18 protein-coding genes and 1 pseudogene are annotated in these 18,668 nt (G+C 57.8%); 5 read left to right on the top strand and 14 right to left on the bottom strand.

Annotation, left to right across the window (positions count from 1 at the left end):
- Positions 1–146: 146 nt before the first annotated feature.
- From rpoD to rpsU, 3 genes are all read right to left on the bottom strand, one after another.
- The gene (rpoD, locus tag CDA56_RS11445; protein ID WP_004105908.1) at positions 147–1,991 is read right to left on the bottom strand and encodes an RNA polymerase sigma factor RpoD; all 1,845 of its coding nucleotides are present in this window, start codon (positions 1,989–1,991) and stop codon (positions 147–149) included.
- Between the two features lie 273 nt (positions 1,992–2,264).
- On the bottom strand, positions 2,265–4,010 hold the full coding sequence (gene dnaG / locus CDA56_RS11440) for a DNA primase (protein WP_014226898.1): 1,746 nt from the start codon (positions 4,008–4,010) through the stop codon (positions 2,265–2,267).
- A gap of 233 nt (positions 4,011–4,243) precedes the next feature.
- A complete protein-coding gene (gene rpsU / locus CDA56_RS11435) occupies positions 4,244–4,459 on the bottom strand; it encodes a 30S ribosomal protein S21 (protein ID WP_001144069.1) in 216 nt (71 codons plus the stop codon).
- Between the two features lie 362 nt (positions 4,460–4,821).
- Here rpsU and tsaD point away from each other — a divergent pair, with 362 nt between their 5' ends.
- Positions 4,822–5,835 (top strand): tRNA (adenosine(37)-N6)-threonylcarbamoyltransferase complex transferase subunit TsaD, encoded by a 1,014-nt coding sequence (gene tsaD / locus CDA56_RS11425; protein WP_102803259.1) that lies wholly within the window; start codon positions 4,822–4,824, stop codon positions 5,833–5,835.
- A 47-nt stretch (positions 5,836–5,882) separates the two neighbouring features.
- Here tsaD and CDA56_RS11420 read toward each other — a convergent pair whose 3' ends face one another.
- From CDA56_RS11420 to CDA56_RS11385, 8 genes are all read right to left on the bottom strand, one after another.
- A complete protein-coding gene (locus tag CDA56_RS11420; RefSeq protein WP_025105908.1) occupies positions 5,883–7,490 on the bottom strand; it encodes a purine-cytosine permease family protein in 1,608 nt (535 codons plus the stop codon).
- 151 nt (positions 7,491–7,641) lie between these two features.
- The gene (gene ureG, locus CDA56_RS11415) at positions 7,642–8,259 is read right to left on the bottom strand and encodes an urease accessory protein UreG (protein WP_102803258.1); all 618 of its coding nucleotides are present in this window, start codon (positions 8,257–8,259) and stop codon (positions 7,642–7,644) included.
- Positions 8,260–8,267: 8 nt separating this feature from the next.
- The gene (locus tag CDA56_RS11410) at positions 8,268–8,942 is read right to left on the bottom strand and encodes an urease accessory protein UreF (protein WP_014226895.1); all 675 of its coding nucleotides are present in this window, start codon (positions 8,940–8,942) and stop codon (positions 8,268–8,270) included.
- On the bottom strand, positions 8,943–9,416 hold the full coding sequence (gene ureE / locus CDA56_RS11405) for an urease accessory protein UreE (protein ID WP_102803257.1): 474 nt from the start codon (positions 9,414–9,416) through the stop codon (positions 8,943–8,945). It lies immediately after the preceding gene.
- A 9-nt stretch (positions 9,417–9,425) separates the two neighbouring features.
- Complete coding sequence (gene ureC, locus CDA56_RS11400; RefSeq protein WP_014839580.1) at positions 9,426–11,129, bottom strand: urease subunit alpha; 1,704 nt, start codon at positions 11,127–11,129, stop codon at positions 9,426–9,428.
- Positions 11,122–11,442, bottom strand: a complete 321-nt coding sequence (locus CDA56_RS11395; RefSeq protein WP_014226892.1) for an urease subunit beta — start codon at positions 11,440–11,442, stop codon at positions 11,122–11,124. The genes ureC and CDA56_RS11395 overlap by 8 nt, the downstream gene beginning before the upstream one ends.
- Positions 11,443–11,451: 9 nt before the next feature.
- Positions 11,452–11,754 (bottom strand): urease subunit gamma, encoded by a 303-nt coding sequence (locus CDA56_RS11390; RefSeq protein WP_025105909.1) that lies wholly within the window; start codon positions 11,752–11,754, stop codon positions 11,452–11,454.
- A gap of 9 nt (positions 11,755–11,763) precedes the next feature.
- The gene (locus CDA56_RS11385; RefSeq protein ID WP_032692884.1) at positions 11,764–12,588 is read right to left on the bottom strand and encodes an urease accessory protein UreD; all 825 of its coding nucleotides are present in this window, start codon (positions 12,586–12,588) and stop codon (positions 11,764–11,766) included.
- Here CDA56_RS11385 and CDA56_RS31245 point away from each other — a divergent pair.
- A pseudogene (locus CDA56_RS31245) lies at positions 12,578–12,661 on the top strand (short-chain dehydrogenase); the annotation flags it as partial. The gene CDA56_RS11385 and the pseudogene CDA56_RS31245 sit on opposite strands and share 11 nt — an antisense overlap.
- 298 nt (positions 12,662–12,959) lie before the next feature.
- On the opposite strand, the gene plsY reads toward CDA56_RS31245, so the two are convergent.
- A complete protein-coding gene (plsY, locus tag CDA56_RS11375; protein ID WP_004854283.1) occupies positions 12,960–13,580 on the bottom strand; it encodes a glycerol-3-phosphate 1-O-acyltransferase PlsY in 621 nt (206 codons plus the stop codon).
- A 221-nt stretch (positions 13,581–13,801) separates the two neighbouring features.
- On the opposite strand from plsY, the gene folB reads away from it, so the two are divergent.
- Together folB and bacA are read left to right on the top strand one after the other, a co-directional pair.
- Positions 13,802–14,185: a bifunctional dihydroneopterin aldolase/7,8-dihydroneopterin epimerase gene (gene folB / locus CDA56_RS11370; protein ID WP_014226889.1), complete on the top strand. Its 384-nt coding sequence runs from the start codon at positions 13,802–13,804 to the stop codon at positions 14,183–14,185.
- Positions 14,186–14,388: 203 nt separating this feature from the next.
- Entirely contained in the window at positions 14,389–15,210 is an 822-nt protein-coding gene (gene bacA / locus CDA56_RS11365; RefSeq protein WP_004854277.1) for an undecaprenyl-diphosphate phosphatase, read from the top strand.
- Positions 15,211–15,220: 10 nt separating this feature from the next.
- Here bacA and CDA56_RS11360 read toward each other — a convergent pair whose 3' ends face one another.
- Entirely contained in the window at positions 15,221–16,462 is a 1,242-nt protein-coding gene (locus CDA56_RS11360; protein WP_014226887.1) for a multifunctional CCA addition/repair protein, read from the bottom strand.
- A gap of 60 nt (positions 16,463–16,522) precedes the next feature.
- Complete coding sequence (locus CDA56_RS11355; protein ID WP_014226886.1) at positions 16,523–17,143, bottom strand: TIGR04211 family SH3 domain-containing protein; 621 nt, start codon at positions 17,141–17,143, stop codon at positions 16,523–16,525.
- Positions 17,144–17,357: 214 nt separating this feature from the next.
- Between CDA56_RS11355 and CDA56_RS11350 the strand changes: the two genes are divergently transcribed.
- Positions 17,358–18,656, top strand: a complete 1,299-nt coding sequence (locus CDA56_RS11350) for a CYTH domain-containing protein (protein ID WP_102803256.1) — start codon at positions 17,358–17,360, stop codon at positions 18,654–18,656.
- Positions 18,657–18,668 lie beyond the last annotated feature (12 nt).

Genomic DNA, 18,668 nt, shown 5'->3' with positions numbered 1-18,668 from the left:
GCACATAAATAAATAATAAGAATAAGACCTGGATATATATTGATGGGTTTTATATTGGGGTTTTAATATTTATTAAATAAATGGTTTCTGCTTAGACATAAAAAAAGCCAGTCATGTGACTGGCTTTTCAGGGGACGCGGCGATAATTAATCGTCGAGGAAGCTACGCAGCACTTCAGAACGGCTCGGATGGCGCAGTTTACGCAGCGCCTTCGCTTCGATCTGACGAATACGTTCGCGGGTTACGTCAAACTGTTTACCCACTTCTTCCAGCGTGTGATCGGTATTCATGTCGATACCAAAGCGCATACGCAGGACTTTCGCTTCACGGGCGGTCAGGCCAGCCAGAACGTCGTGGGTGGCGGCGCGCAGGCTCTCGGTGGTGGCAGAGTCCAGCGGCAGCTCGAGGGTGTTATCCTCGATAAAATCTCCCAGATGCGAATCTTCATCGTCGCCAATCGGCGTTTCCATGGAGATAGGCTCTTTGGCGATTTTCAGCACCTTACGAATTTTGTCTTCCGGCATCAGCATGCGTTCTGCCAGCTCTTCCGGCGTCGGCTCGCGGCCCATTTCCTGCAGCATCTGGCGGGAAATACGGTTGAGCTTGTTGATAGTCTCAATCATATGCACCGGAATACGGATGGTGCGCGCCTGGTCTGCGATAGAGCGGGTGATCGCCTGACGGATCCACCAGGTTGCGTAGGTGGAGAACTTGTAGCCGCGGCGGTATTCAAACTTATCAACCGCCTTCATCAGACCGATGTTGCCTTCCTGGATCAGATCGAGGAACTGCAGACCGCGGTTGGTGTATTTCTTGGCGATCGAGATAACCAGACGCAGGTTCGCTTCAACCATCTCTTTCTTCGCACGGCGCGCTTTCGCTTCACCGATGGACATACGACGGTTGATATCTTTTACCTGCTCGATGGTCAGGCCGGTCTCTTGTTCAATCTGCTGCAGTTTCATCAGGCCGCGCTGAACGTCTTCTTTCACGTCAAGCAGCTTCTCTGACCACGGCTTGTTCATGGCGATGGCCGCATTGAACCAGGTTTCGCTGGTTTCGTTGCCGGTGAACAGAGTGATGAAGTTTTTCTTCGGCATTTTGCACTGCTCAACGCACAGCTTCATGATGATACGTTCTTGAGTACGAACGCGATCCATCATGATACGCATGCTGTTAACCAGGTAATCGAACTGCTTCGGTACCAGACGGAACTGTTTGAACACTTCGGACAGCTTGAGGATCTCTTCCTGCGCTGCGGCGTGGCTACGACCTTTCGCTTTGATGGTGTCGCGGGTCAGTTCGTACTGCGTACGCAGCTCGGCGAATTTCTCGCGCGCCAGCTCGGGGTCGATGCTGTTGTCGTCATCGCTGCTGTCGTCGTCTTCTTCTTCATCTTCGTCTTCGTCGTCATCCATCTCTTCCTGAGAGAGTTCAGAACCGACGTGCGTCGCCGTTGGCGCCATATCTTCTTCGGCGTTCGGGTCGACAAAACCGGTGATCAGATCGGACAGACGCGCTTCTTCCGCTTCAACGCGATCGTACTGCTCCAGCAGATAGGTGATCGCTTCAGGGTATTCAGCCACCGAGCACTGAACCTGGTTAATGCCGTCTTCGATACGTTTAGCGATGTCGATTTCGCCTTCGCGCGTCAGCAGTTCGACGGTACCCATTTCACGCATGTACATGCGCACCGGGTCGGTTGTGCGTCCGATTTCAGACTCAACGCTGGAGAGAACCTGCGCCGCAGCTTCTTCCGCATCTTCGTCAGTATTGTTGTTCGTTTCAGCAAGCAAAAGATCATCGGCATCCGGTGCTTCTTCCATCACCTGAATGCCCATGTCGTTGATCATTTGGATGATGTCTTCGATCTGGTCGGAGTCGACGATATCTTCCGGCAGATGGTCATTGACCTCGGCATAGGTCAGATAGCCTTGCTCCTTACCACGTTGGACAAGAAGCTTCAGCTGTGACTGCGGGTTTTGCTCCATAAGACGGTATCCACACTTAATTCGTTTGATTGGTGTAAGCAGGCGAACTGCCAACATTTAAAGCGAGGGCGTACTTATATTATTGCCGCTGCGCCTCGAGCGGCTGTCGGGGTCTTCCCGAACGATATTCGGCACTTAAGCCGTTCAATGCGTTATCTTTCAAGTTGTCTCTGCGTTAGCTACGTTCTCTCATCCTGGTCATGTGCTTGTGCGCACTCCCGGGGATTCGTTCTCTTGCTGCCTTGATACAACTTGAATGAGTTTGTCTTTCGTTTATTTTTTGGCCAGTTCCTGGCTGATGGTCCAGAGTTCCCGGCGCTCTTCACTGCTTAAGCCGTGCGTGCGGTCGCGAGCTATCAACTCTTCTTGCCGCAGCTCCAGCAGTGAATCAAACATATGGTTGAGCGAGTCGGTGAAGGTTTTTTCAGCAATATCCTTATCTGCTATATCGTCCCACATCGACAGTTTTTCAAGGGTTGCGGCCTCATTTGTGCCGCGATACTGCTCTAACAGCAGCCCGGTGGTCAGGCCCGGCTGTGCCAAACAGGTTTTAACCAGTTCGTTGAACAACCCAAGCCCCGGCATTTTACGCGGGTCCAGCCCTTCCAGGGGCGGTACCAGCGGCGCCAGATCCGGGTTTTGTACCAGTAACCCTATCAGTATACGCATGGTCGTGCGTTTTAGCTGCGGAGCAGGGCGCTGGATGCCATTTTCAGACTGTTTTGGCATTAAACGTTCAAGCTGCGCATCATCTAAAATCCCCAGCTTATTGCCTAACTCCTGGCGCAGGTAAATGCGCAGCGTTTCACCCGGCACCTGCGTTATCAGCGGCAGCGCTAAGGTACTCAGCTGCGCGCGGCCGTCCGGGGTGCTCAAATCCACCTGCGGTAGCAGGCTGTTGAACAAAAACGTGGAGAGCGGTTGAGCCTGCTCCATCCGCGCTTCAAATGCGGCTTTCCCTTCTTTGCGCACCAGCGTATCCGGGTCTTCGCCATCCGGCAGAAACATAAAGCGCAGCTGGCGCCCGTCGGTCATATACGGCAGCGCCGTTTCCAGCGCGCGCCAGGCGGCATCGCGGCCGGCCCGGTCGCCGTCGTAGCAGCAAACCACCTGATTGGTGACCCGGAACAACAGCTGAATATGGTCAGCGGTCGTCGACGTTCCCAGCGATGCAACGGCATAGTTAATGCCGAACTGCGCCAGGGCCACCACGTCCATATAACCTTCGACCACCAGCAGGCGGGGCGGTTCAGCGTTATCCTGCTGCGCTTCATAAAGACCGTACAGCTGGCGGCCTTTATGGAAAATATCGGTCTCCGGGGAGTTCAGATACTTCGGCATGGCGTCACCCAGCACGCGACCACCAAAACCAATCACCCGGCCTCGCTTATCGCGGATGGGGAACATCACCCGTTCGCGGAAGCGGTCGTAACTGCGTCCCTGATCGTTAGTGACCAGCATGCCCGCATCAATCAGCGACTGGCGGTTTTCTTGATTACCGCCAAAACGTTTTAAAACGTTGTCCCAACCGGGAGGGGCGTAGCCAATCGCGAAGCGCGTAATCACCTCGCTGCTTAAGCCGCGTTTTTCCAGATACTGGCGCGCGGGGCCGGCGGCGGGTTGCATCAGAGACTGTTGATAAAACGTGTTCAGACCATCCATCAGCTGATAGAGATTTTGCCGCTGATGGCGCTCAATCTGGCTGGGTCCGCTACCTGCTTCATACGGCACGTCTAAATTATGCATGGCAGCCAGCTCTTCGACGGTTTCCACGAACTCGAGCTTGTCGTAGTTCATCAGGAAGTCGATAGCGTTGCCGTGCGCACCGCAGCCGAAGCAGTGGTAAAACTGTTTTTCACCGTTGACGGTGAAAGAGGGGGTTTTTTCGTTATGGAACGGACAGCACGCGTGAAAATTTTTGCCCTGCTTTTTCAGCTTTACCCGGGCATCGATCAGATCGACGATATCGGTGCGCGCCAGCAGGTCATTGATAAATACTCGTGGAATTCGTCCAGCCATATGCCCCGTTTTATACACGTTACCCTTCAAGCTGCCTCTGCGTTGGCTTCGCTCGTTCACCCTGTCACTTACTTCGGTAAGCTCCGGGGACTCACTCCCTTGCCGCCTTGATGCATCTTGAATGATTGAGTGTATATGCTAATGCATAAACGAAAATAAGCCGCGCATTCCTTTCGGAAGCACGGCCTTACAACTACAACTCGGTCTGAATTGAGAGCGTGGCTCCCAACAGATTAGTACAGACGAGTGCGGCGTGCGTTTTCGCGAGCCAGTTTCTTCGCGTGACGTTTCACTGCGGAAGCTTTAGCGCGTTTACGTTCGGTAGTCGGTTTTTCATAGAACTCACGACGACGAACTTCCGCCAGAACACCTGCTTTTTCGCATGAACGTTTGAAGCGACGCAGCGCTACGTCGAACGGCTCGTTTTCACGTACTTTAATTACCGGCATGTAACTCTCACCTTTGATAAATTCGGTTTGCCGCTGGCATCAGCGCCAGCTTATTTCAAAATGGTGCGGAATTTTACTGCAATTGCTGCTGCTTTGTAAAGCACCGACGCGATTTTTGAAAGGGACTTTTATAAGGACAGGGAGTATACACGAAGTGAACGCCAGGGGTGAGGAAAGTTTTATACCCGTCGTCTTTCAGCCCGCAGGAGCGTTGGCTTTTCTCGCTTACCCCAGTCACGTACTTTCCGTACGCTCGGGGGATGCGCTGCGTCGCCGCCTTCCCGCGACCTGAAATTCTTAGGGTATACATCAACCCGCATTGGTCCTACACTGCGCGGTATTGAAACGAGGTAAAACTAGCCATGCGTGTACTGGGAATTGAAACATCCTGCGATGAAACCGGCATCGCCATTTATGACGACGAAAAAGGTCTGTTAGCCAACCAGCTGTATAGTCAGGTGAAATTACACGCTGACTACGGCGGCGTGGTGCCCGAGCTGGCCTCGCGCGACCACGTACGTAAAACCGTCCCCCTGATTCAGGCGGCGCTCAAGGAAGCCGGGCTGACGGCAAAGGATATCGATGCCGTTGCGTATACGGCGGGCCCCGGCCTGGTGGGCGCGCTGCTGGTCGGCGCAACGGTTGGCCGTTCGCTGGCGTTCGCCTGGAACGTGCCGGCGATCCCGGTACACCATATGGAAGGGCATCTGCTGGCGCCGATGCTGGAAGATAATCCGCCGCAGTATCCTTTTGTCGCCCTGCTGGTTTCCGGCGGCCATACCCAGCTGATCAGCGTCACCGGCATTGGCCAGTATGAACTGCTGGGCGAATCGATTGACGACGCGGCGGGCGAAGCCTTCGATAAGACAGCGAAACTGCTGAGGCTGGATTATCCCGGCGGCCCGATGCTGTCGAAGATGGCCTCCCAGGGCACCGAAGGGCGCTTTGTCTTCCCGCGCCCGATGACCGACCGCCCCGGGCTGGATTTCAGCTTTTCTGGCCTCAAGACCTTTGCCGCGAACACCATTCGCAGCAACGGCGATGACGATCAAACCCGCGCCGATATCGCCCGCGCTTTCGAAGATGCGGTCGTGGATACGCTGATGATTAAGTGCCGCCGCGCGCTGGATCAAACCGGCTTTAAACGGCTGGTGATGGCGGGGGGCGTCAGCGCGAACCGTACGCTGCGCGCAAAGCTGGCGGAAATGATGAAAAAGCGCGGTGGTGAAGTCTTCTACGCTCGTCCTGAATTCTGTACCGATAACGGCGCGATGATTGCCTATGCGGGGATGGTCCGTCTGCGCTCCGGCGCTAAAGCGGAGCTCGGCGTCACCGTTCGTCCGCGCTGGCCGCTGGCCGAGCTTCCGGCGGCATAACGTCTGATATTTCACTGGCCGACGTCCTGTCGGCCTGCCTTCGCGACTTATTCCATACTCTTACACAGCGAGCAAATCGCCCCCTGGTGCTTGTGCGAATGCATCACGTCAGGACGTTCGTACTCTTCCCGGCAGCTCAGGCAGCGGTAAACGGTGATCGACGCGTTACCCTGCGCATCGTAGCGCGGCTCGGCGATACCATCATCGTGCTGTTTAATGTAATAGCGCCCGCGGGTGGCGATCCCCATGACCGGCGTCATCACGAAAGCCACCGCCAGCGCAATCAGCGGCGAGAACGGCGCCAGCGTTTCGCCCAGCAGGCCGAAGAAGGCGCTAATCGAAAGGCCTGCCGCGAGGGCAAAAGAGACCACGCCTACCGGGTTGACGTTGTAGATCATCCCGCGGCGATACTCCGGCTGCGCCGGCGCCAGCTTCAGCACCCCTTTGTTGACGGTGATGTCGGTGGCGACCACCACCACCCAGGCGATGGCAAAGTTAGAATAGAAGCCGAGGATCCACGCCAGAGCGCTAAACATGTCGCCTTCCATCAGGGCAAGGGCAATCGTCAGGTTGACGATGACGAAAATAATCCGCCCCGGATAACGTTTGGTGGTGCGCGTCCAGGCGCTGGTCCACGCCAGAGAGCCGGAATAGGCGTTGGTGACGTTAATTTTAATCTGCGAGATAACCACCAGCACCACCGCGAGGGTGAGCGCCAGCCAGCCGGGGACCAGGTTATCGAAGACGCTGACGAACTGTTGCACCGGTTCGGTGTTGTGCACCGCCGGGAAGCGGGTCAGCAGATAGAAGCCGAGGAAAGCGCCGATAATCTGTTTAATCGCGCCTAATACGACCCAGCCCGGGCCGGCGGAGAACACCGCCAGCCACCAGCTTTTGCTGTTTTCCGCGGTCTTCGGCGGCATAAAGCGCAGATAGTCGATCTGCTCGCCAATCTGCATGATCAGCGACAGGCAGACCCCCGCGCCGAGCATAATGGCGGTTAAATCTACCGTTGAGGCGTTGTTTTTACCGGCGAAGTTCATAAAGCCGTCCACCAGATCCGGATCTTTGGCGATAAGCCACGCCACCGGAACCACCATCAGGACCAGCCACAGCGGTGTCGTCCAGACCTGAAGGCGAGTCAGCGCCTTCATGCCGTAGACCACCAGCGGCAAGACCATCAGCGTGGCGATGAGGTAGCCCATCCACAGCGGGATCCCCAGGCCCACCAGCAGCCCCTGCGCCATGATCGAGCCTTCAAGCGCGAAGAAGATAAAGGTAAATCCGGCGAAGATAATGCTGGTGATCACCGAACCAAAGTAGCCGAAACCGGCGCTGCGGGTGATCAGGTCGAGGTCGATGTTATAGCGCGCGGCGGTAATCGCCAGCGGAATACCGGTAAGAAAAATAACCAGCGCCGCCAGCAGGATCGCGTAAATCGCATTGGTGGTGCCCCAGGCCATGCCGATGCTGGCGCCGATAGAAAAGTCAGCCAGATAGGCGATGCCGCCCAATGCGGTCACCGCGACAACCCCCGGTCCCCAGCGGCGAAAGCTCAGCGGAGCATAGCGAAGGGTATAATCTTCCAGCGTTTCTTTGGAGCCGGAGGCACTGGTTTGCGCAGGTAAATCAGTTTTTATATCCAGTGATGACATAGTCATTCCTTAATGGTTAGGCATGACTGGAATTAGCAAACCTTATGCCACATCGCAGGGCAGGCGCTATCAGGGCTTCATGAAGGGGATGGTTAAAGAGAGGGCAGGGTATGCACCATCCCGACACCTCTGCGCCGGGATGGTGCAGGGGTTACTTGCCGAGCATGCCTTTGTCTTCGATAAAGGCGATGATATTTTGCAGGCCGTCGCTGCTTTTCAGGTTGGTGAAGCTCCACGGGCGTTCGCCGCGCATGCGCAGGGTATCGCGCTCCATCACTTCCAGAGACGCGCCCACGTACGGTGCAAGATCGGTTTTGTTGATCACCAGGAAGTCGGATTTGGTGATCCCCGGTCCGCCTTTGCGCGGGATTTTTTCCCCTTCCGCCACGTCGATGACGTAGATGGTGAGATCCGCCAGCTCCGGGCTGAAGGTGGCGCTCAGATTATCGCCGCCGCTTTCTACAAAGATGAGATCGAGATTGCCGAATTTCTCGCTCAGCGCTTCCACTGCGGCAAGGTTCATCGACGCATCTTCCCGAATAGCGGTATGCGGGCAGCCGCCGGTTTCGACGCCGACAATTCGTTCAGGCTCCAGGGCGCCAGCCTCGGTGAGAATGCGCTGATCTTCTTTGGTGTAGATATCGTTGGTCACCACCGCCAGCTGCCAGGTGTCGCGCATGGCTTTGCAGAGGGCTTCCAGCAGCGCGGTTTTTCCGGAGCCGACCGGGCCGCCGACGCCGACGCGCAGCGGTTGCTTAATCATGTTCATACCTTCTCCTAAGAACGGAATAATCGGGAATACTGGGTTTCGTGCCGGGCGGAAGCGATAGCCGCAAGCGGCGTCGCCGAACCGATGGCGTCGTCCGGGGTCGCCAGGGCGCTGTCCATGTCCGCCGCGTAGCGGTCGCACAGGCGAAGAATCAACTGCTGGGCCGCCTGCTGGCCAAAGGGCACCAGCTTGACGCCCGCCATCACCGCGCTTTCAATCCAGCTATAGCCAAGGCTCAGGGCCAGGTCAGGAATGGCGATTTGCCAGCGTACGCCGAGCCACGCCATGCCGGTTAGCTGACTTTGCTGGCACAGCTTGCGCCACTCGGGCGGGCAGTCCGGCTGCCAGTCGGCCAGCAGCCGGGTGAAGGCCGCGCCGCGGTTGCGCTCTTCATCGCGCAGCTCGCGGGTTTCCCGGCAGGCGAGCAGATAAGCGGTCCAGCGCCGGGCGCAGGCCAGATCGCCCGCTTCGCAGGCCCGGTAGAGGCGGGCAAACAGCGGCAGGTCGACGGTAAAAAAGCTCTGCTCCATTTGGCGCAGCTGCCAGCGCTCAAAGGCGGCGGTATCCGCTACCCAGCCCGCTTCCACCGCCCACTCCAGCCCCTGGGACCAGCTGTAGCCGCCAACCGGGAGGCTGCTGCTGGCAAGCTGCATCAAGCGCAGACGTTTTTCCGGCGTCGGCATTTAGTGGCTGTGCTCACGATCGTGATGGTGGTGGTGATGGCCGTGCGATTCGCTGGCGTAGGCGCCGGCTTCCGGTTCAAACGGCAGATGCGCGAAATCCACGGCCAGGCCAAACTGGCGCAGCATATCGTCCAGGACGTGATCGTGATGATAGCGCAGCTCGCCGGGCATAATCTGTAGCGGCACGTGGCGATTGCCAAGGTGATAGCAGGCCTTCGCCAGCATAAAGGGGTCATCGCAGCGTACGACCGAAACGGCTTCATCAGCGGCGATCACTTCAATGAATTCCCTACCGTTTTCGTTACTGAGAATGTCGCCGCCGCGCAGCAGCAGACCGCGCGGCAGCAGCAGGCCCGCCTGACGGCCATCGTTAAGCGTGACTTTAATGCGGCTTTTTACCCGCACGTCAATCGGCAGGGTAACGCTGGCCGTGGCCTGCGCAGGGGTCTCCACCCGTTGGGTCAAATAAAGCATTTGCGCTCCTTAAAACAGGAAATAACGTTGCGCCATCGGTAACACGTCCGCCGGTTCGCTGGTTATCAGTTCGCCGTCGATGCGCACCTCGTAGGTTTGCGAATCCACGGTAATAGTGGGCAGCAGGCCGTTGTGGTGCATATCGCCTTTTTGTACCGTGCGGCAGCCTTTAACCACCGCCGTCGCGCTGTGCAGGTTCAGCCGTTCAGCGACGCCGTTTTCCGCCGCCGCCTGCGACAGAAAGGTCAAACGGCAGCGGTGGCGAGCGCTGCCCAGCGCGCCGAACATCGGGCGATAGTGCACCGGCTGCGGCGTCGGGATAGAGGCGTTGATGTCGCCCATCGGCGCCATCGCGATCATGCCGCCTTTGACGATCGTCGCCGGCTTCACGCCGAAGAACGCCGGGGACCACAGCACCAGATCCGCCAGTTTACCCACTTCAATCGAACCGACTTCATGGGCGATACCGTGGGTTAACGCCGGATTAATGGTGTACTTGGCGATATAGCGCTTCACGCGGAAGTTGTCGTTATCGCCGCTCTCTTCCGCCAGCGGGCCGCGCTGGACCTTCATCCGGTGCGCTACCTGCCAGGTGCGCAACACCACTTCGCCGACGCGGCCCATCGCCTGTGAATCAGACGAGGTGAGGGAGAAGGCGCCCAGATCGTGCAGGACGTCTTCCGCGGCAATGGTTTCCCGCCGAATGCGCGATTCGGCAAACGCCACGTCCTCGGCGATATCCGGGTCGAGATGATGGCAAACCATCAGCATATCCAGATGTTCGTCAATGGTGTTGACGGTATAGGGCAGCGTCGGGTTGGTTGACGAGGGCAGAATATTGGGGTGCGCGCAGGCGGTAATAATATCCGGCGCATGGCCGCCGCCCGCCCCTTCGGTATGGAAAGTATGGATAGTGCGCCCGCCGATGGCCGCCAGGGTATCCTCAACGAATCCGGACTCATTGAGGGTGTCGCTGTGCAGCGCGACCTGCACGTCCATTTCGTCGGCCACCGTCAGCGCGCAGTCGATTGCCGCCGGGGTCGCGCCCCAGTCTTCGTGAATCTTCAGGCCGATAACCCCGGCCGCGACCTGCTCACGCAGCGCATCCGGATTCGAACCATTGCCTTTACCCAGCAGGCCAATATTGACCGGCAGGCTGTCCGCGGCCTGCAGCATCCGCGAGATGTACCACGGCCCGGGCGTGCAGGTCGTGGCGTTGGTGCCCGCCGCCGGGCCGGTCCCGCCGCCGATCATGGTGGTGACGCCGGAGACCAGCGCCTCTTCCGCCTGCTGCGGACAGATCCAGTGAATATGCGTATCGACGCCGCCGGCGGTGACGATCTTGCCTTCCGCCGCAATAATTTCCGTGGCCGCGCCGATCGGGATCGTGACGTTGGGCTGAATATCCGGGTTGCCGGCTTTGCCGATCGCGAAGATCCGCCCGTCTTTGACGCCGATATCGGCTTTGACGATCCCCCAGTAATCGACGATCAGGGCATTTGTCAGCACCAGATCCACACACCCGGCGGAAAGCATCTGTCCCTGGCCCATACCGTCGCGGATCACTTTGCCACCGCCGAATTTGACCTCTTCGCCGTAGGTGGTCAAATCATCTTCGACCTCGATCCACAGCTCGGTGTCCGCCAGGCGAACTTTATCGCCGGTGGTGGGGCCGAACATGTCGGCATAGGCCTGACGTGAAATGTCACTCATCGTTTGCCTCCAGCGCGCCCATAACGTCTCCGCGGAAACCGTACACCGCGCGGGTTCCGGCCAGCGCCACCAGCTCCACCTCGCGCTTTTGGCCAGGTTCGAAGCGCACTGCGGTGCCGGCGGCGATATTCAGGCGATAGCCGGTCGCCTGCTGGCGATCGAACTTCAGCGCCGGGTTGACCTCGGCGAAGTGGTAATGCGAGCCGACCTGAATCGGCCGATCGCCGTGATTTTCAACGATAATGCAGCAGGTGGCGCGGCCGACGTTAATCGCTATCTGGCCGGGTTTTACCTGATATTCTCCTGGGATCATCGCGCTACCTCAGATTATCGGGTTATGGACGGTAACCAGCTTCGAGCCGTCCGGGAAGGTGGCTTCGACCTGGATATCGGGGATCATTTCCGGCACGCCTTCCATGACCTGGTCGCGGCTCAGGACGTGGCGTCCTTCTTCCATCAGCGCCGCGACGCTTCTGCCATCGCGCGCGCCCTCCATAATAAAGGCGCTAATCAGGGCCACGGATTCGGGATAGTTGAGCTTCAGACCGCGGGCCAGGCGACGCTCAGCCACCAGCGCGGCGGTAAACAGCAACAGCTTGTCTTTTTCTCTGGGTGTCAGTTCCATAGCGTTCTCTTAAGTCAGCCAGATTCGGGGGAGTACCGGAGATTTGCCGGTCAGGTGCGGGCGCATAAATTGCCAGATATCGCGCATCGCCCGCTGGCAAAGCAGATTATCGTCACTTAGAAAGCGTACCGTCAGCAGGCCGTCGGTGAGCGTCGCGCCGGCGTAGTTTGCCAGCGGCGTAAGTTTTTCGCGTACGCCTTCGAGCAGCGTTTCGTTCGCCGGGTAGAACAGCATCGTTCCCACCCACGGCTGCTGCGCGACGCAGGCCAGCTGTCCATCGGCCAGGCTCAGGCGCTCAATCAGCAGCGGAGAGCCGTCGACCCACACCTCCAGGCGATTGGCGAGCGCGCCGTGGCTAAAGGCTTCGCCGATGACCGGCCGGCCAAGGCACAGCAGGTCCCACGCCAGCAGCGTGCTGGACGCGGCGAGATGAAAGGCGGTAGACAAAGCGGCGTTGGCGCCGGGAAAGAAGATCGCGTCCTGCGGCAGCCACTCGAGCGTTGAGTTTTCGGCCAGCGTCAGGGTTTGCTGAAGACGCGCCTGCGCGCCGCTGCTGCGATAGAACTTGCTGGCGCCGGGCATGGTGATCAGCGTGTGGCACCCGGGATCCATCGTCGCGCTAATGGTGAGCTCATCGCCGCCGACGATACCGCCGGGCGGATGAAGCAGATAGAGGTGACAGGTCTCTTCTTCGGGATAAAACGGGCGCTGAACGGTGAGGGGACCGACATGACGACGGGAGGCGAGCGTGGTTTTCCCGCCGAGAAATTGAAACTGGAGGTCCAGCGAGGCCTGCCAGCCTTTTTTATTCTGTGGTAACACGGTGCCGTGCAATGTCGCGCCCCTGCAAAATCAAGATAAAACAGCAGCGAAGAGTATTGATCGGGGGCCAATCATCCCGGTCATATGAAAAGCTTATGCCCGTCATACTTCGAGCCGCAGCCGCGTTGGCTACGGGCTACTCGGCCCATCCATGGGCCTCGCCCTGGCGGACCGTCGCAAGCGACGTTCAAATCTGCTCCCGGCAGATTTGTCGTTCGCCCGAATCACTTACTGGAGTAAGCTCATCGGGACTCACTCACTTGCCGCCTTGCCGCAACTCGAATTATTTAGGGCATAGAATTGTCATGCTTCGAGCCGCAGCCGCGTTGGTTTACTTTAATCACCTGGGGCTTACTTGCCGCGAAGTTGCGGCGCAGCAAAGTTTATTTCTGCTCCGGCGTTTTTTTCTTCTTTTTGAGCCGGGTCCAGATGCGGGTTTCCTGACGACGCCACAGACGCTGTATGTTGTCGTGATGGCGCAGCAGAATCAGGCATGACAGCATCGAAACCGGGAAAGTGTACTGCGGTTTGAACCACCAGACATAGAACGGAGCAATCAGCGCGCTCACGATAGCCCCCAGCGAGGAGTAGCCGCTGAGCAGAATCGTCAGCAGCCAGGTTCCGGCCATCACGCCGGTGAGATCCCAGCCGATAGGAGCAATGGCGCCGAAAGCGGTGGCCACGCCTTTACCGCCGCGAAAGTTAAAAAATACCGGCCAGATATGGCCCACGCAGGCGGCGATCGCCACCAGGCCGAGCCAGAACGGCGTCAGGCCTAACGCCCACGCGCCCCAGACCGGCAGCATGCCTTTCAGTACGTCAAAAATAAGCACCGCTACGGCTGCGCCCTTGCCGCCAATTCGCAGGACGTTCGTCGCCCCTGGATTGCCGGAGCCGCTGTCGCGAGGATCGGGAAGACCAGCGAGGCGGCAAACGAGAATGGCGCTGGAGATTGAGCCGCAGAGGTAGGCGAGGATAACCAGTCCAGGCGCGATTGCACTCATCAGCTGTTCCATTTTGAAAGTGTCGTTTTATCCCCTGCGCACTGCGCGTTGTCCGCGCATGGGCTCTCCGGGACCCATAGCGATGCTATGCTCCTGGAGCCTTGCCGCGTCGCTGTCTTCCTGCAACGCAAATTATTTAGGGGATGTCTTTGCATCTGTGGATAATACGCATAATTGGCCGGAAGTGGTATCCGGTTTAGCCAAAAAGCAGGCAGGTCGTGATGGATATTGTATTTATAGAGCAACTTTCGGTAATCACCACAATTGGTGTTTACGACTGGGAACAGACCATCGAACAGAAGCTGGTGTTCGATATCGAAATGGCGTGGGATAACCGCAAAGCGGCGGCCAGCGATGATGTCAGCGATTGTCTCAGCTATGCTGATATCAGCGAGCTGGTAATCAGCCACGTCGAAGGCGGGCGTTTTGCGCTGGTGGAACGCGTGGCGGAAGAAATTGCCGACCTGCTGCTGGAAAAGTTTCAATCTCCATGGGTACGTATTAAAGTCAGCAAACCTGGGGCGGTAGCCCGGGCGGCTAACGTCGGCGTCATTATTGAACGTGGCCTTAATCTGAAACAAAACTTTTCAGGTCATACTCGTTAAACAAATTGCGTTTATACCGGTCATAGAATCCGGCCATCAGGCTATTTTCTTTGCCGTTTTGCCCTGTGACAGCGCTCGAAATCCTTGCGTACAACCTGTACGCTCACTTTTCTGCGCGCTGTCTGTGGCCAAATAAGCACGCCTGATAGCTCGGTTCTTCGTTCCTGGTTTTTTTCATTTTACTTTTTAAAGGGTTTAATTGGATGAGCGATATACACTCGCTGCTGATAGCGGCAATATTGGGTGTGGTTGAGGGTTTGACAGAATTTTTACCTGTCTCCAGTACTGGTCATATGATTATTGTCGGTCATCTGCTGGGTTTTGAAGGCGATACCGCGAATACGTTTGAAGTCGTCATTCAGCTTGGTTCCATTCTGGCCGTTGTGGTGATGTTCTGGCGCCGCCTGTTTGGTCTTATCGGCATTCATTTTGGCAAAAAGCCCGAGCATGAAGGCCAGGGCAGCGGTCGCCTGTCGCTTATCCATATTCTTTTGGGGATGATCCCGGCGGTGGTGCTGGGGCTGATTTTCCACGATACCATCAAGTCGCTGTTTAACCCGATAAACGTGATGTATGCGCTGATTGTGGGCGGCGTGCTGCTGATCGCGGCGGAGGTGCTGAAGCCGAAACAGCCGCGCGCGGTGGGCATTGATGATATGACCTATCGTCAGGCGTTCGTCATCGGCTGCTTCCAGTGTCTGGCGCTGTGGCCGGGCTTCTCGCGTTCCGGGGCGACGATTTCCGGCGGGATGCTGATGGGCGTCAGCCGCTATGCGGCCTCTGAGTTCTCGTTCCTGCTGGCGGTGCCGATGATGATGGGCGCAACCGTACTGGATATGTACAAGAGCATTGGCTTTCTGAACGCCGGCGATATTCCGATGTTTGCCGTCGGTTTTATCACGGCATTTATCGTCGCGCTGATTGCGATTAAAACCTTCCTGCAGCTGATTAAACGTATTTCGTTTATCCCGTTCGCCATCTACCGTTTTATCGTTGCGGCAGCGGTCTACGTGGTCTTCTTCTAAGCGCCCGCCCTCAGTCCCGCGGCTGAGGGCAACGCTTTTCTTTCCAGCGAGCGACGGCCTGAATCCGCCGACGCGTCAGCTCTTCACGAATTTCAACGCCCTGAAAACCTTCCGCCACCACCTCTTTAGTTGAAACCGACCGGGCAACGTCCCAGGCTTCCAGCAGCAGGCGACCCTGCGGATAATCGCAGGCTTCAAAGCCGGTGCGCCCGCGCACGTCGGCCTCGCTGGTTAACGCGATTTGCCTGACACGATGCGGCTTGCGCCAGGCGTCGATATTATCGAACAGCTTGACCAGCGTTTTCGGCTGCAGGATGGGCAGGGTATGAATCAGATCGTGAAATTCGGCGACCAGTTTTGCCAGGTCGCGCAGCTCGTTTGGCACCCGCAAACGGGCGCAGAGCTGCTCGACCAGCTTAACGCCAGCCGGACCGTGACCATGATGGCGCGGCCAGAGCGCTTTCGGCGTCAGCCCTTTCCCGAGGTCGTGGCATAGGGTGGCAAAACGGACATCCACTTCGGGCGAGAGCATCGCCGCCATGGTGACGGTCATCAGCGTGTGCAGGCCAGTGTCGATTTCCGGGTGCCATTTAGCCGGGGCCGGTACGCCATAAAGAGCGTCGACTTCCGGGAACAGCACCTTGAGCGCGCGGCAGTCGCGTAATGTCTGGAAGAAGACCTGCGGATTGCGGGTAGATAGGGCGCTTTCCGTCTCTTTCCACACCCGCTCGGGCGTGAGGTGCGCCAGCTCGCCAGCATCGGCCATCGCCCGCATCAGCGCCATGGTTTCATCGGCGATACGGAACCCCAGATGCGCGTAGCGGGCGGCAAAACGCGCCACGCGCAGGACGCGTAGCGGGTCCTCGCTAAAGGCGGGCGAGACGTGGCGCAGCAGGCGCTGGCGTAAATCAGCCTGGCCGCCGTAGGGATCGATAATCTGGCCGTCGGCGTCCTGGGCCAGCGCGTTGATCGTCAGATCGCGGCGCAGCAGGTCTTGCTCAAGGGTGACGTCAGCGGCGGCATAGCAGGTAAAGCCGGTGTAGCCGGAGCCGGACTTGCGCTCGGTGCGCGCCAGCGCATACTCTTCGCGGCTTTGCGGATGCAGGAACACGGGAAAATCACGGCCTACCTGCTGGTAGCCCGCATCGAGAAGTTGCTGAGGCGTGGCGCCAACCACGACCCAATCTTTGTCTTTAACCGGTAGCCTTAATAACGCATCTCGTACTGCACCACCGACCAGATAAACCTTCACGCCTCACTCTCCCGTCTTTATTTTCTTACGATGATACGTAAGTCTGGCAGAGAAGACGAATTAGTTCATCCAGCGGTCTTTGCGTTTGCGGCTCGGTACCAGGTGCGGCAACACCAGTCCGAGGATCAGGCCGACGCCCAGCACGCCGCCGCCGTACATAAACCACTGCATGATAATGGTGCGCTGTTTGTCATCAAGCTGCAGATTTGCGGCGTTTACCTTTTTCTGCGCGACAACCAGCTCATTTTTCAGCTTTTGGTTCTCTTCTTTCAGACCGTTTATCACGGCGTCGCTACCGGCGACTTTCTTCTGCATGTCCGCCGTGCGCTGATTCCAGGTGGTGTCGATGTTGTTGAGTTTGTCGGTCAGGGTTTTGACCTGGTTTTCCAGATCCGGCACGCGGGTGCGCAGGCTGGGCTCGTTGCTCAGCTCTTTTAAGGGGATCCAGGCGGTACGGCCGCTGTTGTCGCGTACCTGAGCATAGTTCGTGCTGTCGTTGGTTTGCAGCACCGCGACTTCTTCACCGGCGTTGATGGTGCCCACGAGACGATAGTTATCGCCCGGACCGCTGCGCACCCAGGTATTCAGTTCATCTGAAACGTAACGTTTTTCTTCCGCGTGGACCGCCGTGGCGGCGCTCAGCGCCAGCAAAGTCAATGTAATAAGGCGTAATTTTGGCATCAGGTCATCGTTTGGTCATAAAAAGTTGAACGATAGTAGTGGCATCGCCGAAGCGACGCAAAGTTTTCCGCCACAATCGGAATCATCCAGGAGGTGGCCCGGCAAAATGCGCATTGCATGGCGATTCGCCGCAAAATACTATTTACTGACAAGAAATATCGTTGTTAGTTCGCCGCAATTTCCCGGCACAGCATATAAGCGGAAGAATTCAGTCATGGCTCAAGAAATCGAATTAAAGTTTATCGTCGCTCAGGATGGCGTTGACGCGCTGCTTCAGCACCTCAACGCGCTGGAGGCAAAGCATACGCCAGCGGGTCAATTGCTGAATATTTACTATGAAACGGCGGATAACTGGCTGCGCCGCCACGACATGGGGCTGCGCATTCGCGGCGACCAGGGGCGCTATGAAATGACGCTGAAAATCGCCGGGCGCGTCGTCGGCGGCCTGCATCAGCGTCCGGAATACAACATTCCGCTGGACACGCCGGAGCTGGCGCTGGAGAAACTGCCGGCTGAGGTCTGGCCGCAGGGGGAACTGCCGGCGGCGCTCGCACAGAACGTACAGCCGCTTTTCAGCACTGATTTTGAGCGTGAAAGATGGGTGGTCAAAGAAGGCGACAGCGAAATTGAAATCGCGCTTGACCGCGGCGAAGTTAAAGCCGGCGAGCATCAGGAACCGATTTGTGAACTGGAGCTGGAACTGCTGTCCGGTACTACGCAGGACATTCTGACCCTTGCCCGTCGCCTGCTGGATACCGGCGTACTGCGTCAGGGCAGCCTGAGCAAGGCGGCGCGCGGTTATCATCTGGCGCAGGGCAATGAAGAACGTCCGCTGACCGCGTTAACGATCCTTCGCGTCGCGCCGAAGGCCAGCGTCGAGCAGGGTCTGGAAGCGGCGCTGGAAAGCGCGCTGGCGCACTGGCTGTATCATGATGAACTCCTCAATCGCGGCAATGCAAAAGCGAAAGCGGAGATTTTGCACGCTATCGCCCGCGTGCGGCACGCGCTGGTGCTGTTTGGCGGTATTGTCCCGCGCAAGGCCACCACGCTGCTGCGTGAGCGTCTGAGCGAAGCTGAGGCGGCGCTGGCGGAGGCCGAAACCGCCCAGGCGGCGCTTTTCAGCGTGGCGACCGTCAGAGCCAAGCTGACGCTCACCGATCTGCTGATAAACCGCGGCTGGCGTCCCTTCCTGAACGCAGCCGGAGAGCAGAAAATTGCCGGTTCGTTTAAACGCTTCGCGGATATTCAGCTCTCCAGAGCGGCGGCGGAGCTGAAAAACGCCTTCCGCCAGCCGTCCGCTGACGGTTATGTCGATCAGCTTCCGCGCCTGACCCGTGAAATTGACACCGTTCAGCTGCTATCCGGAGCTTATATCGACGCTGCCGCGCCGTGGCTGGAAAACTGGCAAGAAACCCGCCGGGCGATTGCGCATAACGACAGCAGCGTCATCGAATATTTTCGTCGCCAGGCGCTGGCCGCGGAGCCGTTCTGGCTGCATAGTGGAAAACGATAATTTTCAGGCCAG

Source organism: Klebsiella michiganensis (genome assembly GCF_002925905.1).
Taxonomy (GTDB): domain Bacteria; phylum Pseudomonadota; class Gammaproteobacteria; order Enterobacterales; family Enterobacteriaceae; genus Klebsiella; species Klebsiella michiganensis.
Note: the sequence above shows the minus strand (reverse complement) of the source record. Positions and strands in the feature narration are given on the sequence as shown.

What these genes read in the sequence shown, in the direction of transcription:
- rpoD (WP_004105908.1), bottom strand. Translation starts at nt 1,991, where the DNA reads ATGGAGCAAAACCCGCAGTCACAGCTGAAGCTTCTTGTCCAACGTGGT.
- dnaG (WP_014226898.1), bottom strand. Translation starts at nt 4,010, where the DNA reads ATGGCTGGACGAATTCCACGAGTATTTATCAATGACCTGCTGGCGCGC.
- rpsU (WP_001144069.1), bottom strand. Translation starts at nt 4,459, where the DNA reads ATGCCGGTAATTAAAGTACGTGAAAACGAGCCGTTCGACGTAGCGCTG.
- tsaD (WP_102803259.1), top strand. Translation starts at nt 4,822, where the DNA reads ATGCGTGTACTGGGAATTGAAACATCCTGCGATGAAACCGGCATCGCC.
- CDA56_RS11420 (WP_025105908.1), bottom strand. Translation starts at nt 7,490, where the DNA reads ATGTCATCACTGGATATAAAAACTGATTTACCTGCGCAAACCAGTGCC.
- ureG (WP_102803258.1), bottom strand. Translation starts at nt 8,259, where the DNA reads ATGAACATGATTAAGCAACCGCTGCGCGTCGGCGTCGGCGGCCCGGTC.
- CDA56_RS11410 (WP_014226895.1), bottom strand. Translation starts at nt 8,942, where the DNA reads ATGCCGACGCCGGAAAAACGTCTGCGCTTGATGCAGCTTGCCAGCAGC.
- ureE (WP_102803257.1), bottom strand. Translation starts at nt 9,416, where the DNA reads ATGCTTTATTTGACCCAACGGGTGGAGACCCCTGCGCAGGCCACGGCC.
- ureC (WP_014839580.1), bottom strand. Translation starts at nt 11,129, where the DNA reads ATGAGTGACATTTCACGTCAGGCCTATGCCGACATGTTCGGCCCCACC.
- CDA56_RS11395 (WP_014226892.1), bottom strand. Translation starts at nt 11,442, where the DNA reads ATGATCCCAGGAGAATATCAGGTAAAACCCGGCCAGATAGCGATTAAC.
- CDA56_RS11390 (WP_025105909.1), bottom strand. Translation starts at nt 11,754, where the DNA reads ATGGAACTGACACCCAGAGAAAAAGACAAGCTGTTGCTGTTTACCGCC.
- plsY (WP_004854283.1), bottom strand. Translation starts at nt 13,580, where the DNA reads ATGAGTGCAATCGCGCCTGGACTGGTTATCCTCGCCTACCTCTGCGGC.
- folB (WP_014226889.1), top strand. Translation starts at nt 13,802, where the DNA reads ATGGATATTGTATTTATAGAGCAACTTTCGGTAATCACCACAATTGGT.
- bacA (WP_004854277.1), top strand. Translation starts at nt 14,389, where the DNA reads ATGAGCGATATACACTCGCTGCTGATAGCGGCAATATTGGGTGTGGTT.
- CDA56_RS11355 (WP_014226886.1), bottom strand. Translation starts at nt 17,143, where the DNA reads ATGCCAAAATTACGCCTTATTACATTGACTTTGCTGGCGCTGAGCGCC.
- CDA56_RS11350 (WP_102803256.1), top strand. Translation starts at nt 17,358, where the DNA reads ATGGCTCAAGAAATCGAATTAAAGTTTATCGTCGCTCAGGATGGCGTT.